We start from the raw sequence: 14,451 nt of genomic DNA, 5'->3' as shown, positions 1-14,451 counted from the left end.
TTTTTTGATTGCTTGCTCTTGCAAGCCAACTTTATTCGTGACTCGCTTGGAAATAACGAACGGCGCTTTCAAACAATTTCTGGTCTTTCTGACCTGGAATATTTTGGAAAAGTCCGTCTTCATAACGCTCTGAGTGGCCCATCTTCCCGATGATTTGGCCGTTCTTGCTCATAATACCTTCAATAGCGTAAAGCGAGCCGTTTGGATTATACTTACTGTCCATGCTTGGCTGACCATCGAAGTCTACATACTGACTCCAAATCTGACCATTGTCACGCAGTTCAGCAAATTCCTCAGCCGTCACGACAAATTTCCCTTCACCATGTGAAACCGGAATGGCATGGATATCTCCCACTTGCACACCAGCCAGCCAAGGCGAGTTGGTATTGGCAATGCGGGTTTCAACCATCTTGGCTACGTGCTGATTGGCATCATTGTAAAAGAGAGTTGGGCTGCTAGCTCCTGCTTCTTCAAAGTTTCCGTAAGGAAGAAGACCAGATTTAACCAGAGCTTGGAAGCCATTACAGATACCAATGATGAGACCGCCGCGAGCGATGAAAGTATCAATGGCTTTCTTGACCTTCTCGTTGAGCAGAATGTTGACGATAAACTTAGCTGAGCCATCTGGCTCATCTGCAGCAGAGAAGCCACCTGCAAAGAAGATGATATTTGCCTTGTTAATGTTGTCAACCATACTGTCAACGGACTTGACAATGGCTGCTTCATCCAAAGTAACGAATGGAACTAGATTGGCCTTGGCTCCTGCTGCTTCAAAGGCTTTGGCTGAGTCGTATTCTGAGTTGGTTCCAGGGAAGACTGGGATGTAAACCAGTGGCTCCGCCACTGTCTCTTTGGCTTTGATGACTGTATCAGCGACAAGTGCTGGGACTTCTTCAATAACTGTTTCCTGTTTAAATTCTGTCGGATAGATAGGCTCTAGTCGGCCTTCAAAGCTTGCCAAAAGCTTTGCTCCCTCAAGCTGGACACCATTGACAATCAGGGTAAAGTCCGGCTTGGTCTGACCGATCTTCACTGCACCTGGAATATCCTGCTCAGGACTGGTAAAGACAAATCCACCCAGCTGCGCCTGCAAAATGGAAGGCAAGTCAGCAACATCCACTTGAGCACCAATGCGATTACCAAAGCTCATTAAAGCCAGACTCTCTGCTAGACCACCGTATTTGACAGCGGCGGCGGCTGTAATCTGATACTTAGCCTGAATATCCGCAAAATTTTCAAAGTTTTTCTTGATTAAGTCAAAGTCAATATCCTGAGACAGGGCCTGTCCTGGTAGATAGTAGATGGACTCTCCTGCAGCCTTAAACTCTGGAGACAGGATGCGCCCAGCAGTAGAAGTAGTCACTCCAAAAGCTACCAAGGTCGGCGGTACTGTCAATTCTTCAAAAGTTCCGCTCATGGAATCCTTGCCACCAATAGACGGCAAACCGAGCTGAATCTGTGCTTCAATCGAACCAAGCAGAGCAGAGACTGGCTGTCCAAAACGCTCAGCCTTCTTGTCCATCCGCTCGAAGTATTCCTGATAAGAGAAGCGAGCCTTGGACCAGTCCGAACCAGCAGCAACCAAGCGAGCTGTCGCTTCAATCACTGCATAAGCTGCTCCATGATAAGGTGACCAAGCTGCCACATAAGGATTGTAACCTTGCGCCATCACAGATACTGTCTCTGTCTTGCCATGCTCAACTGGTAATTTCTGCACAGAAGCCTCAGTCGGCGTAATCTGGTAGCGCCCGCCAATTGGATGATTGACAGTAGAGCGGCCAACAGAGCTGTCAAAGATAGTCTGCAGCCCCTTTTGACTGGTATGGTTGAGATCGCTGAGCATGCTCTTGAGGTCCTGCTCCAAAGTTGCTTCAGAAGTCACAGTCTGCCCTGGCAGTGCTGCTTGAGCATCCACAACCTTGGCGTCCACAACCACGCGCACACCGTTGGTATCCAGAAAACTCCGCTCAATATCGACGATGGTTTCCCCGTTCCAGTGCATGACCAGATTTGGCTTTTCCGTCACTTTTGCAACAACGACTGCCAGCAGATTTTCCTTAGCTGCTGCAGCGATAAATTGTTGCACATCTTCTGGGCGGACCACCACTGCCATCCGCTCCTGCGACTCAGAAATCGCGATTTCTGCACCGTTAAGTCCTTGGTATTTGAGCGGCACCTTGTCAAGGTCAATTTCCAGCCCGTCTGCCAATTCGCCAATAGCTACGCAGACACCGCCAGCTCCAAAGTCATTGGATTTCTTAATGAGGCGAGTTACATTGCCATCGCGGAAAAGGCGCTGAATCTTGCGCTCCTCAATAGCATTTCCTTTTTGGACTTCCGCACCAGCCGTCTCCACAGACGCAGCTGTCTGCACCTTGGATGAGCCAGTGGCACCGCCGACACCATCACGACCCGTCTTGCCTCCCAGCAAGATAACCACATCACCTGCTACTGGTTTTTCACGGACAACATTTTCCTTAGGAGCTGCTCCAACAACTGCCCCAAGCTCCATCCGCTTGGCTACAAAGCCTGGATGGAAATACTCACGGACATAGGTCGTTGCTAGACCAATTTGATTTCCGTAAGAAGAATAGCCATGTGCTGCAGTTTTGGAAATGACCTGCTGAGGGAGCTTGCCAGCCCGCGTTTCAGCAATCGGTTGGGTAATATCCCCTGCACCAGAAATCCGCATAGCCTGATAAACATAAGAACGGCCAGAAAGCGGATCACGAATGGCTCCTCCGATACAGGTCGCAGCCCCACCAAAGGGCTCAATTTCTGTTGGGTGGTTGTGAGTTTCATTTTTAAACATCAGCAGCCAAGGCTCCTTGACACCATCCACATCCACTTCAATCTCTACTGAGCAGGCATTGATTTCATCAGACACTTCCATGTCATCCAGACGGCCATTGGCTCGCTCATAGCGACCAAAAATAGTCGCCATATCCATGAGGGTCTGCGGTTTGTCCCCACGGCCCAGCTCATCGCGCATAGCCAAATATTTATCATAAGTAGCCTGCAGCTGCTTTTCGAACTTAGAAGCTGAAAAATCAATCTTCTTCAACTCCGTCTCAAAGGTCGTATGTCGACAGTGGTCGGACCAGTAAGTATCTAAAACCTTGAGCTCTGTTTCTGTCGGGAAACGGCCAATTGACTTGAAATAGTCTTGAATGAAGAGCAAATCTGCTACTTCCATAGCCAGACCATGCTCCTGTTTGTAGGCTTTAAAGTCCGCTTCTGTATAGTCCTTAAAGAAGTCCAGAACCGGAATGGTCTTGTCAGACTCAGAGAACTGCTCCAGCTGGATCGGCTGCTCAATATCTTTAAAGCGTGAGTCAACTGGATTTAGCAAATATTTCTTGATTGCTGCCAACTCGCTGTCTGAGATGTCTTTATTGATCAAATAAAGCTGAGCGGTTCTCACCAGGACATCTGTCCCAGCACCGAGCAAAAAGAGGGCCTCCTGAGAGCTGGCTGCCCGCTGATCAAACTGACCCGGCAGCGCTTCAATGGCAAAAAACGCTGTCTCTGCAAGTGCAGCCTCTACTTCCTCTTCCGCTAGCAATCTATCTGTCACCTGCTCGGAGAAAATATGCTTTTCAGCACGAGCTACCAAGTCTTCTGCCAGATGAAAGACATCATACACTTGAATCATCCGAAGATCTGACAATGTTTTCAACTGGAGATTATGCGTCAGCTCTCTCACCAAGCTCTGTGACTTGACACCGAAGTTGCTCTTCTTCTCTACAAAAATACGCTTGTCCATGATTTTTCACACCCTGTCCTTACTTAATCGCCTGCAATTTTTCCCAAACAACCTGATAGACATCTGTCAGTTCACCAAGGCCACGCCGGAAAACATCCTTGTCCATGTGATGGCCTTCCGCATCCCAGAGGCGACAGTTGTCTGGTGAAAATTCGTCTGCCAGAATAATCTTGCCATCTTTATCAAAGCCGAACTCTAACTTGAAATCAATCAATTTCAGTCCGATTTGGCGGAACCAGTCTGACAAGAGCTCATTGATCCAACGAGTCTCCTCTTTCAAAAAGGCAATTTCTTTGTCGCTGGCAATCTTCAAGAATTTCACATGTTCGTCATTGATGAAAGGATCGTCCAAATCATCATTTTTGTAGTAAAATTCCACAATCGGAGTTTCAAGCGCGATGCCCTCTTCTACTCCAAAACGTTTGGAAAAAGAACCCGCTGTGTAGTTGCGCAACACCACCTCCAAAGGAATAATCTCTACTTTTTTATTCAGCTGGTCCGTATCCGAAACCTTCTCAATGAAATGTGTCGCCACACCAGCTGCATTGAGTTTCTCAAAAATGAAAGATGAAATCTGGTTGTTGAGCACTCCTTTACCAGCAATCTGCTCCTTCTTGACTCCATTAAAGGCCGTTGCCTGGTCCTTGTAGCGTGCCAGAATGACTTGCTCATCATCTGTAGAGAAAATATCCTTAGCTTTTCCCGAATATAACAACTTATTAGACATTTTAATATTCGCCTTTCGTGGTTTTATACCCTCATTTTATCATCTTTAAATATATTTTACAAGAAATTCCGTATAAACTTTCTGCATCCAGTTAAAGAAATCGTTTCCTTTCCAAGATACGAAAAAAGACCGGAAAATACCGATCTTTGATTTTTAATGTTGCTTCTTCAGTTTTTCGTGGATATAAGCCACCACATCGGAAATCGTTTTGAAGTTATCCATATCCTCATCAGGAATCTCAATATCAAAAGCTTCTTCCAGATTGATGATAAATTCCATCAAATCAACAGAGTCCACTCCCAGCTCCTCTTTCAAGCTGAGTTCTGGAGTGATATGCAGCTTACTGCTGTCATGTTCTTGAATGATTTCGACAATTTTTGCATAAATTTCTTTTTCGCTCATAGTTACTCCTTTGCATCTGAAAATTCAATGACCGATTTACCAACAACATCCGTTTCCAGCATAGTCCGAATCTGACGAATCGTGCTATAAACAGCCTTAGCATCGCTAGAGCCATGCGTTTTGACAACTGGCGCTTTCAAGCCGAATAGAACTGCACCGCCTGCACTAGAATAGTCCAGACTATTCTTGAGCCCTCGCAAGCTGTCCTTGAGCAGCCAAGCTCCCAATTTAGCCTTGAAACCACCGCCTAAAATAGACTTCTTCAGCTGACCCATGATACTGATAGCAGTTCCTTCGATTGATTTCAGAACGGCATTACCAGTAAAGCCATCTGCAACGACAACATCCGCCACATCATCCATCAAATCACGCGCTTCCACATTGCCGATAAAGTTAAGTGTTGAATCACCAGCTAAAAGCTCATAGGCTTCCTTGCGCAGAGGGTCGCCCTTGCTGCTTTCTGTTCCGTTATTCAAGAGACCCACCCGCGGCTTCTTGATTCCTCGGACATTTTCAGCATAGAAAGAACCCAAAGTCGCATACTGGTGTAAATGATGGGCTGTGTTTTCAGCATTGGCTCCCAGATCCAGCATATCAAATCCCTGACCGCCAACCGTTGGCATAGTAGATAAGAGCCCCGGTCGGTCAATATTCTTGATACGCCCTACGATAAAGAAACCTGCCGCCAAAAGCGCTCCAGTATTTCCAGCAGACAACATGGCATCTGCTTCCCCTGCCTTGACAGCCTTGGCTGCCAGCACCATACTAGCCTCTTTCTTTTGACGAATGGCCTTGGTCGGCTCGTCATCCGAGTCAATCTTTTCCTCCGTGTGGATGATGCGGACCCGCTCACCAGCAGTCAGATAAGGCTTGATTTTGGCCTCGTCGCCATAGAGAAGAATTTCAATATCCGAAAACTCCTGTACCGCTCGATTGGCTCCTTCGACCAGAGCCTGAGGGGCATTGTCCCCTCCCATAGCATCAACAGCTATTTTTTTCATTCGATTTATTCCTCGTTCTTATCTTTTAAAATGTTTCCCCAGTCCCCCAGAGAATCTATAAATTTTTTGGATTTGAGATGAATGCCGACATATTCATCATAGAGCAGGTCGATAAAATCTCGCAGCTGCTTTTTAATATCTGGCTTCAAAGAAATGGTCTCCAATTCGCTAAAGCGGACCGCCTGAAATTGGTCCAGCAGAAAAGGAAGGTTGGGATTGAGATGACATCGTCTTTCATCCTGATGGTAATGATCAGGGCAAAGCACTCCGCTATATTTGAAAGAGAAGTCAAAGGGCAGACCCGTCCGATGACAAAAGGCACAGTCATGGAAGTTCAGCGAAACTCCAAAACGTGACAAAATCTGAATCTCAAAGATATTGGTCAACACCTCATAGTCCAGACCATTATTCATCAGCTCCAGGGTTTTCTGCAGAAAGGCAAAGAGCGCCGGATCTGGCTGATTATCCTGAAGACTGGCATCTGCCAAGGCCGCCACATAGCTGGCATAGGCCATGATGAATAAATCCTCATTGATGCGATGGTAGGCGACTACATCCTGATAGTCCTCGATATAGCTAAGGCCATCATCATTGATTTTCATCAGCAAGTTCGCCGCAGTCAAAGGCTGAATGACGGGTGCTAGCTTGGACTTCCCAGCATGCTTGACGAAAAACATACGCTTACCAGCCTGTTCCGTAAAGATTTTGACCAGCTTATCATCCTCACGGAAATTGCGGTTATAGAGAACCAGACCTTGACTTGTTAGAGATTTAAGCATAGTCCTCCATGTAGTCCTTGAGGCGCTTCAGGGCTTCTTGAATCGTCTCCATACTAGCCGCGTAGGACAGGCGGATATATCCTTCCCCGTATTGACCAAAAGCCGCCCCCGGGATAAAGGCCACAGCCTTCTTCTCTGCAAAATCCTGCAGAAAGGCGAAAGAATCTTGATTATAACCATCTGGTATCTTAGCAAAAATATAAAAAGCCCCATCTGGCTTGATGATCTTAAAGCCTAGCTCTGCCATTTTCTCTATGATATAATCGCGACGCTGGATATACTCAGATTTCATTGGTTCCGCATCATCTTTCCCAACTGTCAGAGCTTCAATGCCGGCAAACTGAGCCATAGTATTGGCCGCTGTTACGAGATACTGATGGCTCTTAATCAGCTGAGCAGTGAAAACTGCTGGAGCAAAGATAAAGCCCAACCGCCAGCCAGTCATGGCATGAGACTTAGACAGGCCGTTGATGACAATGGTTTGATCTGGCAGATACTCCGCGATGGAGACATGTCCCTGCTCCGTATAGGTCAGTTCAGAATAGACCTCATCACAGACCACAAAGACTTGGTATTTTTCTAGGACATCCACCAGAGCTTTTATCTGCTCCCGCGAATAAGTCACGCCGGTCGGATTGGCTGGATAATTAAGAATGACCGCTTTTAGCTGCTCGCCCTGTTCTAAAATAGCTGCTTCCAGCATCTCTGGAGTAAGGACAAAATTATTTGCTGTTGTATCAATCTCGACAATCTCTGCTCCCACTAGATTGACAATGGGCTCATAGCCTGGATAAGCAGGAGCTGGCAGCAAGACCTTGTCTCCTTCTTCTAAAATGGCTGTCAGTGTAGCCGACAAAGCCTCTGTTGCCCCAATCGTGACCAAGACCTCATCTTCTGGGCGATAGTTCAGATTGTATTTTTCTTTCACAAAGCTGCTAGCCGCCTGGCGCAGCTCCAAGAGACCGCTCATACCAGTGTAGTGACTTTGATTGGCATCAATCGCTGCCTTGGCTGCCTCCTTAATATGTTCTGGTGTCGTAAAGTCCGGCTCTCCCAAGGTCAGCCGAAGGACCCCCGGAATAGCAGAAATCGACTGGTCAAACTGACGAATCAGCGAAATTTCTATTTTTCCTAAGTTTTTATTAAATTTCTTACTTAAATCCATACATACCTCCAGCCGCTCAATAGAACTATTATACTATAAATGCAGAAGCATAGCAAAAGCTATTACATGATTTCTTATGCAAAAAAAGGACTAAGCTTGCACTCAGTCCCTTTTTCCTTGCCTTAAAATTCTTTACTGCTAGATAATGGATATAGCCACATCTCACGTGACTGACCAGTCAACGAGTCGGAGTATAGGTCAATTCCTTGCCATGCTTAGCCAGAAAATCTGGCAGTTCTGAATCAGGAATCTGCCGCAAATAAAGGTTAGAACGAATCGTGTCATCTTCCTCACGGCAGGTTGAGAGAACTAAATACCGGTCGCTCGCCTTAATCTGGATCTTAGGATCCTTAGTGCGAGCAGCTTCATAGATATTTCTGAGCTGAGTTGTAAAGTCCTCGTCGTCCTTAAACTCCGTCCGATAAAAAGCCGTCTCTTCCGGCACGATGACCAATCCCATAGCTTGATAATAATACTTACGCTCAGGAGTCTCAATCACGACATACCTATGTTTGTCAAAATAATCCTGACGATCATAGTAGTTGACATCATTAAACATGCGATGATCTCCTGCCTTGCTGCCCCGAGCATGCCCGAAAAGCCAGGTAAGTCGATCGCTGAAATCTTTATGATTATCTTTATCCATGAAGACCGCACCCATATAGGGTTCTTGCTTCCCTTCAAAAGTCTTCAGCAGATAAGTCGCATTATCTTTCGTTTGCACCACTGGCTCATCCAGCTGTGTACCAGGAGCATAGACATAGCCTATCGTTTCTAAATTCACAGCCTTCAGTTTAGCAAAACGCTCCGCTAAATAATCCTTTTCTGTCTGACTGGAGTCTGCTGTAGAAGAGCTTGACGTTTCAATCCTGCTGGGAGGCGAAACTCGAGGCTTACTGCCTGTTCCTGAAGAACGGAAAGCATAAAAAACAGAAAAAATAACCAGAACAATCAACAGGAGGCAGATGCCAACAACAAGGAGCTGTTTCTTATTCGAAGCTTGACTCCTATCTTTTTCTTGCATAATTTAAAAATCCTTTATTTTTCATTTTTGATAAAAAATATCACCGAACGAAGGCTCAGTGATATTTAGGCGTTAGCACAAATTAAAGACAAAATTATTTGACTGCACTTGTTTTAGGAAGTGACTTGTCTTCAGAATTTTCCTCATTTTCCTTGTTTTCTTCTTTTACTTCCGGAGCTTTTTTTGCTTTATTTTCTGATTTTTTAGTCCTCTTTTTACCTGCTGCTGAAGAGGATGCCGCCGAAGATTGAGACGGTACCGGAAAAGTCGGAACTGATGAAGAAGCTGTGGAGTAAGGTGCTGCCGAATAAGCCGGTGTAGATGGATCTGTAGTAGACGGTGTCGCTGAAGACTGATCTGCATTAGCCGACTCTCCTTCACCAATAACAAGAACTTTGTTACCAGCCTGATCCTCCATCACTGCACTTTTACCAACTGGAGCTTTCTTAGCTTCAGCAACTTGCTGATCCAGAGCTGATTGTGCGTCTCTATAGGCCTGCAGTTCATCCATAACTTTGCTGGATTCTGCGTCCGTACTCCCTTGGGGAACTTCATTATTATCAATGTCATTAACCCAAAGACTGCCTGTACCCTCAGCAAATACTGGTGCAGCAGCCGCAAAAAGAGAAAGGGCTACAGCACTTGAAAGTAAAACCTTTTTCATTATCTCATCTCCTCTTTACTTTTCAAAAATAATTGTAACTCCCCGTTACCTAATATTACCTACTATTAAGTATAGTTCGAACTCTAAAAAAAGTCAAGAATTTTACTACATAAAAATTTCTAAAATCAAAGAATACCAAGGGATGAGACAAATTGTCAATTTACCAACTATTTAAATGGTCATTTATTTATATTTGAAACATCAAGTAGTTTGAGTTGTCTTCCAAAGTTGATGTTAGATTTTTTCAAAAAAGTAGGAATGAAATAAAAAGAAGCTAGGAATCAAACTTCCCAGCCATACATATCAGATTATTTTTTCCCTATTTCAAATAAGGGTGACAGCGGCCGTTTCTCATGAATACGGACAATGGCTTCCCCTAAAAGATGCGCAATGGAAATCTGATCAATCTTATCAATCAAGCGCTCTTGAGGTAGATAAATCGTATCCAACACAACCAATTTTTTAATCGCCGACTTTTGGATATTATCCATAGCCGGACCAGACAAGACTGGATGCGTACAGCTAGCATAGACTTCTACAGCCCCCGCTTCAGCTAAAGCGTCAGCTGCATGACAGATTGTTCCCGCTGTATCAATCATATCATCAATCAGGATACAGGTTTTTCCTTCTACCTTACCGATAATGTTCATGACTTCGCTGCTATTCATCTTGTCCACACTGCGACGCTTATCAATAATCGCAATAGGAGTTTTCAGAAATTCCGCCAACTTACGGGCCCGACTCACACCGCCATGGTCAGGACTGACTACCACATAGTCGCCCCCTGTCATATTACGGCGCTCAAAGTAGTCAGCAATCAAAGGTGCACCCATCAAGTGATCTACTGGAATGTCAAAGAAGCCCTGGATTTGCGCTGCGTGCAAGTCAATAGTCAGCATCCGATCCACACCAGCAATTTCCAACATATTAGCAACTAATTTAGATGTAATTGGCTCACGAGCTCTAGCCTTGCGATCCTGTCGAGCATAGCCATAGTAAGGCATGACAACATTGATTGATTCAGCACTAGCCCGTTTCAAAGCATCTACCATAATCAAGATTTCCATCAAATTATCATTGACCGGCGAACTGGTAGACTGCAAAATAAAGACGTGTTTCCCGCGAATAGATTCTTCAATATTCACTTGAATTTCTCCATCAGAGAACTGACGGACAGTTGATTTCCCAAGTGGCAATCCAATCTCTTGAGCAACACGCTGCGCTAATTCTTGATTAGAAGAAAGAGCAAAGAGTTTTAAATCAGAAAAAGACATGATTCCCTCCAGATTCTAAATCGTCTTTCATTGTCCAATTACAACTTTTCCCAACTATCATTGTAACTTTTTTCAGTTGATTTTTCAATTAAAAATAAAAAACGCCAGAGGCGCTTTTTACTGATTAGTTCGGATAGATATATGAAACTGTACCTTGTGCAGTTGTTGGGTTAAACCATCCACGGTAGTTACCGATTGATTGTTGTCCAAGGTAGTTTGCTTCTGATACTTGGATGCTTGTAGTAGATTGAACAGCTGTTACTACTGCAACGTGTCCATATCCACCGTCAGTCCAACATGCAATTGCTCCAACCTCTGGCTGTGAACCAACACGGAAGCCTGCTGCTGCTGCGCTTGCTGACCATTGTCCACCATTACCCCAGTAATCACCAGCCCAAGGAGCTAATGTCTTAGCACCCCAAGTACATTGACCTACTGGATAAGAAGAGGCAGATGAGCTATAAACTGGTCTATTTGCACGGGCAACAGATTGAGTCACTGCAGGTGCTGCCGGAGCTGCTGCTGCAGATGATGAAGGTGAATTAACAACTGCTTGGACCTGAGCTTGCAGAGTAGTATTTCCTGAAGCTTCAACTGCTTGACGTTGTGCTTCTTGTTCTGCTTTATAAGCTGCTTCACGGGCCGCTGCTTCAGCGGCTGCTTTTTCAGCGGCTGCTTTTTCTTCAAGAAGAGAATTCTTTTCGTTTTCAGCAGTCGCTTTTTCAGCTGCAAGACTTGCCTGAGCTGCTTTCAGTTCAGCTTGTTTTGTTGCCAAAGTTTGTTCATCATCAGCTAACTTTTCTTGGTTGGCAATAACAGTATTGATAGCTTCGTTATTCGCAACTTGCTTTTCAGCAATTGCTTCTTTATCTTTCTTTTGTTGTTCCAGCATCTTGTTATTTGCTGAAACGATTTCGCTCATAGCTGCTACACGAGAGATAGCTTCTGTGATAGAGCTAGAATTTACAACTGTATTGATGTAGCTAGTAGCAGTTCCGTTTGTTTGGGCACTGCGCGCTTGATTAGCAAGTGACTCATTACGAGCTACGATGTTTTTAGACAGTTCGTCAATCTCAGCAGAAAGTCTTGCAGATTCAGCAGACAATTTTTCGTTTTCTGCTTTAAGCTCTTCTTGTTGCTTTTGAATAGCAGATACTTGGCCTTGAATCTCGTTGACTTGTGCCTGAGCTGATTGTTGTTGCTCTGTCAAACTATTAATCTTGCTGTCTTGTGCAGCAATCTTTTCATCAGTTGTCTCCGCTTTAACGCTCACAAGTGCAGCTCCTTGTGAAAGGATAACTGTACTCAATAAAATTGATGTGAGTAGTTTTTTCTTCATAAAAATAATACACTCCTTCTTATAAGACATTATCTAGTATACCAGAAAATACCGTATCATATGTTACGCATTTGTTACATTTTTATTTCTTGTTTATCATAAATATATTTTTTCGAAAATAGGCTGAAAAATGAGGAATATCAAGCTATTGAGGAGTATAGTCGGTACTAAACTGCTAAGGACAAAATCTTGTAAATTCAGACTAGAAAGATTCAAAAATACTGCAAAAGCAAAACTAGTTAATTCAAATAAAAATACAAGAATCAAAACAGATAAAAAGCGAGTAAATTTATTTAAAAGCATAGTCGAACTAGACTGACAAACCAAGAGACTTAAAAGAGGAAAAAGAATAAGAGCAATACCGATGGTATGAAAATAGTAAACATCGTAAATCAACCCCAGACAGCAAAACAAGAGAATATTGTAGTTTCTAGAGAGGTTGATGGACACAAAAAGCATGAAAATAAAGATAAAATGACTGACTAAATGCCATTGTAAAGGCAGAATATTAGCCAGAAAAGTCGAAATCTGCCCATCAATCAATAAAACAAAAAATAAAATAATAGGAGTCAAAAGATGTTCTTTAATATCTCTCATATCAGTTCCCTACCAACATTACAGCACGAATATCCGACAAATCCGCAGCCGGCTTAACCAGGACAACCTTATTTAACTGATCCTTAGCCTCAGACACAGAAAGTACCTTACCGACAGGAATATTTTCTGCATTATAAGCACCCAAACCACTGGTTGCAACCTCATCTCCCTCTTTTATATCTTCAGCACTATTTAACTGACTGATGATATAAGCAGAGTTTTTTTCATCATAACCAGTAATAATCCCATAAACTGGACCAGACTTAGTTTGAATTCTAACAGAAATTTTAGTTGAGTTTTCCTCGTTAGTCAGTAGAGATACTAAGCTAGACTGATTACTAGTTTCAGAAACACTTCCGACAAGACCACCATTAGCGACTACTAACATAGCATCAGTCACATTATCAGATTCTCCCTTGTCAATAGTCAGCTCATTTTTCCAAGATGCTGGCGTACGGGCAATCACTTCGCTGGCAATTTGTATTTGATTTTTATCGGCCTCTTTAAATTCCAGAAGTTGTCGCAACTGCTCATTCTCATCTTCTAAGGAATCTGCCTTCCCAGCCTTTTCCTCAACCTCATAAAGATTTTTCTTGAGCTGCTGATTCTCTCTGTAAGTAGACATCAAATCTGACATTTCTTCTTTTTTATCAGCTACAAAAGTAAAAGGAGAGCTGACAAGTCTATCTACCAATGAAATAATATTTGAAGTAGTTGATACAAACCAACTAGAAGAGGTAGATAAGATGAGTATCGTCATTGCAACAACCAATACAAAAAAAGAAATCAGAAACTTAGACTTTTTAAATCGATTCATCAGAAAAACCTCACTAAACAGGACAAGAAAGTATAAGAAAAGGAGATAGCAAATGCTAAACTCCTTATTCATACGGAGAATGGGGGATTCGAACCCCCGCGCCGGTTACCCGACCTAACGATTTAGCAAACCGTCCTCTTCAGCCTCTTGAGTAATTCTCCAATATTTAATGGGCACGAGTGGACTCGAACCACCGACCTCACGCTTATCAGGCGTGCGCTCTAACCACCTGAGCTACGCGCCCAAGTTCGAAAACTTGGTATGAACTTTCATTCAAAGCGGGTGACGAGAATCGAACTCGCGACAACAGCTTGGAAGGCTGTAGTTTTACCACTAAACTACACCCGCATTTCCAATACGATGATGTATGGCGCGAGACGGAATCGAACCGCCGACACATGGAGCTTCAATCCATTGCTCTACCAACTGAGCTACCGAGCCAACTATTGCGGGAGCAGGATTTGAACCTACGACCTTCGGGTTATGAGCCCGACGAGCTACCTAGCTGCTCCATCCCGCGTTATTACTATTCGTCCCTAAGGAGGATGTGGGATTCGAACCCACGCACGCTTTTACACGCCTGACGGTTTTCAAGACCGTTCCCTTCAGCCGGACTTGGGTAATCCTCCAAGATAACACTATGGACCTTGTAGGACTTGAACCTACGACCACTCGGTTATGAGCCGAGAGCTCTAACCAGCTGAGCTAAAGGTCCGACAAGATCATTATAGCGGCGAAGGGGATCGAACCCCCGACCTCCCGGGTATGAACCGGACGCTCTAGCCAGCTGAGCTACACCGCCATCTATCGGGAAGACAGGATTCGAACCTGCGACACCTTGGTCCCAAACCAAGTACTCTACCAAGCTGAGCTACTTCCCGAACTTAAGTTATTAC

Annotated in this window: 12 protein-coding genes and 9 tRNA genes; all 21 read right to left on the bottom strand. The window is 44.2% G+C overall.

The genetic code is table 11. The features are described 5' to 3' along the window. Positions 1 to 31: 31 nt before the first annotated feature. The 21 genes from HMPREF9389_RS08305 to HMPREF9389_RS08405 all read right to left on the bottom strand — a co-directional run bounded on the left by HMPREF9389_RS08305 (position 32) and on the right by HMPREF9389_RS08405 (position 14,436). Positions 32 to 3,766: a phosphoribosylformylglycinamidine synthase gene (locus tag HMPREF9389_RS08305; RefSeq protein WP_002928656.1), complete on the bottom strand. Its 3,735-nt coding sequence runs from the start codon at positions 3,764 to 3,766 to the stop codon at positions 32 to 34. A 19-nt stretch (positions 3,767 to 3,785) separates the two neighbouring features. After that, a complete protein-coding gene (purC, locus tag HMPREF9389_RS08310) occupies positions 3,786 to 4,493 on the bottom strand; it encodes a phosphoribosylaminoimidazolesuccinocarboxamide synthase (RefSeq protein WP_002928655.1) in 708 nt (235 codons plus the stop codon). A gap of 153 nt (positions 4,494 to 4,646) precedes the next feature. Further along, complete coding sequence (locus HMPREF9389_RS08315; protein ID WP_002926485.1) at positions 4,647 to 4,895, bottom strand: acyl carrier protein; 249 nt, start codon at positions 4,893 to 4,895, stop codon at positions 4,647 to 4,649. Between the two features lie 2 nt (positions 4,896 to 4,897). Continuing rightward, on the bottom strand, positions 4,898 to 5,896 hold the full coding sequence (gene plsX / locus HMPREF9389_RS08320; protein ID WP_002908390.1) for a phosphate acyltransferase PlsX: 999 nt from the start codon (positions 5,894 to 5,896) through the stop codon (positions 4,898 to 4,900). Between the two features lie 5 nt (positions 5,897 to 5,901). Continuing rightward, entirely contained in the window at positions 5,902 to 6,675 is a 774-nt protein-coding gene (recO, locus tag HMPREF9389_RS08325) for a DNA repair protein RecO (RefSeq protein WP_002928646.1), read from the bottom strand. Beyond that, positions 6,668 to 7,840 carry a pyridoxal phosphate-dependent aminotransferase gene (locus HMPREF9389_RS08330; RefSeq protein WP_002928645.1) on the bottom strand — a complete coding sequence of 391 codons (1,173 nt, stop codon included), beginning with the start codon at positions 7,838 to 7,840 and terminating at the stop codon, positions 6,668 to 6,670. Before HMPREF9389_RS08330 ends, recO begins: the two co-directional genes overlap by 8 nt. Before the next feature lie 178 nt (positions 7,841 to 8,018). Then, positions 8,019 to 8,864, bottom strand: a complete 846-nt coding sequence (gene srtB / locus HMPREF9389_RS08335; RefSeq protein ID WP_002928642.1) for a class B sortase, LPKTxAVK-specific — start codon at positions 8,862 to 8,864, stop codon at positions 8,019 to 8,021. A 94-nt stretch (positions 8,865 to 8,958) separates the two neighbouring features. Beyond that, positions 8,959 to 9,528: a hypothetical protein gene (locus tag HMPREF9389_RS08340; RefSeq protein ID WP_002928640.1), complete on the bottom strand. Its 570-nt coding sequence runs from the start codon at positions 9,526 to 9,528 to the stop codon at positions 8,959 to 8,961. A gap of 308 nt (positions 9,529 to 9,836) precedes the next feature. Continuing rightward, positions 9,837 to 10,802 carry a ribose-phosphate diphosphokinase gene (locus tag HMPREF9389_RS08345; RefSeq protein WP_002928639.1) on the bottom strand — a complete coding sequence of 322 codons (966 nt, stop codon included), beginning with the start codon at positions 10,800 to 10,802 and terminating at the stop codon, positions 9,837 to 9,839. A 124-nt stretch (positions 10,803 to 10,926) separates the two neighbouring features. Next, positions 10,927 to 12,141: a peptidoglycan hydrolase PcsB gene (gene pcsB / locus HMPREF9389_RS08350; protein ID WP_032906270.1), complete on the bottom strand. Its 1,215-nt coding sequence runs from the start codon at positions 12,139 to 12,141 to the stop codon at positions 10,927 to 10,929. 96 nt (positions 12,142 to 12,237) lie between these two features. Next, on the bottom strand, positions 12,238 to 12,738 hold the full coding sequence (gene mreD / locus HMPREF9389_RS08355; RefSeq protein ID WP_002928636.1) for a rod shape-determining protein MreD: 501 nt from the start codon (positions 12,736 to 12,738) through the stop codon (positions 12,238 to 12,240). 1 nt (position 12,739) lies between these two features. Further along, positions 12,740 to 13,555 (bottom strand): rod shape-determining protein MreC, encoded by an 816-nt coding sequence (gene mreC, locus HMPREF9389_RS08360; RefSeq protein ID WP_032906689.1) that lies wholly within the window; start codon positions 13,553 to 13,555, stop codon positions 12,740 to 12,742. Between the two features lie 73 nt (positions 13,556 to 13,628). Then, a tRNA-Ser gene (locus HMPREF9389_RS08365) sits at positions 13,629 to 13,716 on the bottom strand. Between the two features lie 9 nt (positions 13,717 to 13,725). Beyond that, positions 13,726 to 13,799: transfer RNA gene (locus HMPREF9389_RS08370), tRNA-Ile, on the bottom strand. A 33-nt stretch (positions 13,800 to 13,832) separates the two neighbouring features. Continuing rightward, positions 13,833 to 13,903 (bottom strand) — tRNA-Gly (locus tag HMPREF9389_RS08375). Between the two features lie 20 nt (positions 13,904 to 13,923). Next, a tRNA-Phe gene (locus tag HMPREF9389_RS08380) sits at positions 13,924 to 13,996 on the bottom strand. Between the two features lie 5 nt (positions 13,997 to 14,001). Beyond that, positions 14,002 to 14,075 (bottom strand) — tRNA-Met (locus HMPREF9389_RS08385). Between the two features lie 19 nt (positions 14,076 to 14,094). Next, a tRNA-Ser gene (locus HMPREF9389_RS08390) sits at positions 14,095 to 14,184 on the bottom strand. A 12-nt stretch (positions 14,185 to 14,196) separates the two neighbouring features. Beyond that, a tRNA-Ile gene (locus tag HMPREF9389_RS08395) sits at positions 14,197 to 14,270 on the bottom strand. A 13-nt stretch (positions 14,271 to 14,283) separates the two neighbouring features. Beyond that, positions 14,284 to 14,357: transfer RNA gene (locus HMPREF9389_RS08400), tRNA-Met, on the bottom strand. Between the two features lie 5 nt (positions 14,358 to 14,362). Further along, positions 14,363 to 14,436 (bottom strand) — tRNA-Pro (locus HMPREF9389_RS08405). Positions 14,437 to 14,451: the final 15 nt, after the last annotated feature.

The sequence above is a fragment of the Streptococcus sanguinis SK355 genome, from assembly GCF_000212855.1.
GTDB lineage: Bacteria > Bacillota > Bacilli > Lactobacillales > Streptococcaceae > Streptococcus > Streptococcus sanguinis_A.
The sequence above is the reverse complement of the archived record's forward strand: the minus strand, read 5'-3'. Positions and strand labels throughout refer to the sequence as shown.

Coding starts and splice junctions, on each gene's coding strand:
- HMPREF9389_RS08305 (WP_002928656.1), bottom strand. CDS start 3,766: ATGGACAAGCGTATTTTTGTAGAGAAGAAGAGCAACTTCGGTGTCAAG.
- purC (WP_002928655.1), bottom strand. CDS start 4,493: ATGTCTAATAAGTTGTTATATTCGGGAAAAGCTAAGGATATTTTCTCT.
- HMPREF9389_RS08315 (WP_002926485.1), bottom strand. CDS start 4,895: ATGAGCGAAAAAGAAATTTATGCAAAAATTGTCGAAATCATTCAAGAA.
- plsX (WP_002908390.1), bottom strand. CDS start 5,896: ATGAAAAAAATAGCTGTTGATGCTATGGGAGGGGACAATGCCCCTCAG.
- recO (WP_002928646.1), bottom strand. CDS start 6,675: ATGCTTAAATCTCTAACAAGTCAAGGTCTGGTTCTCTATAACCGCAAT.
- HMPREF9389_RS08330 (WP_002928645.1), bottom strand. CDS start 7,840: ATGGATTTAAGTAAGAAATTTAATAAAAACTTAGGAAAAATAGAAATT.
- srtB (WP_002928642.1), bottom strand. CDS start 8,864: ATGCAAGAAAAAGATAGGAGTCAAGCTTCGAATAAGAAACAGCTCCTT.
- HMPREF9389_RS08340 (WP_002928640.1), bottom strand. CDS start 9,528: ATGAAAAAGGTTTTACTTTCAAGTGCTGTAGCCCTTTCTCTTTTTGCG.
- HMPREF9389_RS08345 (WP_002928639.1), bottom strand. CDS start 10,802: ATGTCTTTTTCTGATTTAAAACTCTTTGCTCTTTCTTCTAATCAAGAA.
- pcsB (WP_032906270.1), bottom strand. CDS start 12,141: ATGAAGAAAAAACTACTCACATCAATTTTATTGAGTACAGTTATCCTT.
- mreD (WP_002928636.1), bottom strand. CDS start 12,738: ATGAGAGATATTAAAGAACATCTTTTGACTCCTATTATTTTATTTTTT.
- mreC (WP_032906689.1), bottom strand. CDS start 13,555: ATGAATCGATTTAAAAAGTCTAAGTTTCTGATTTCTTTTTTTGTATTG.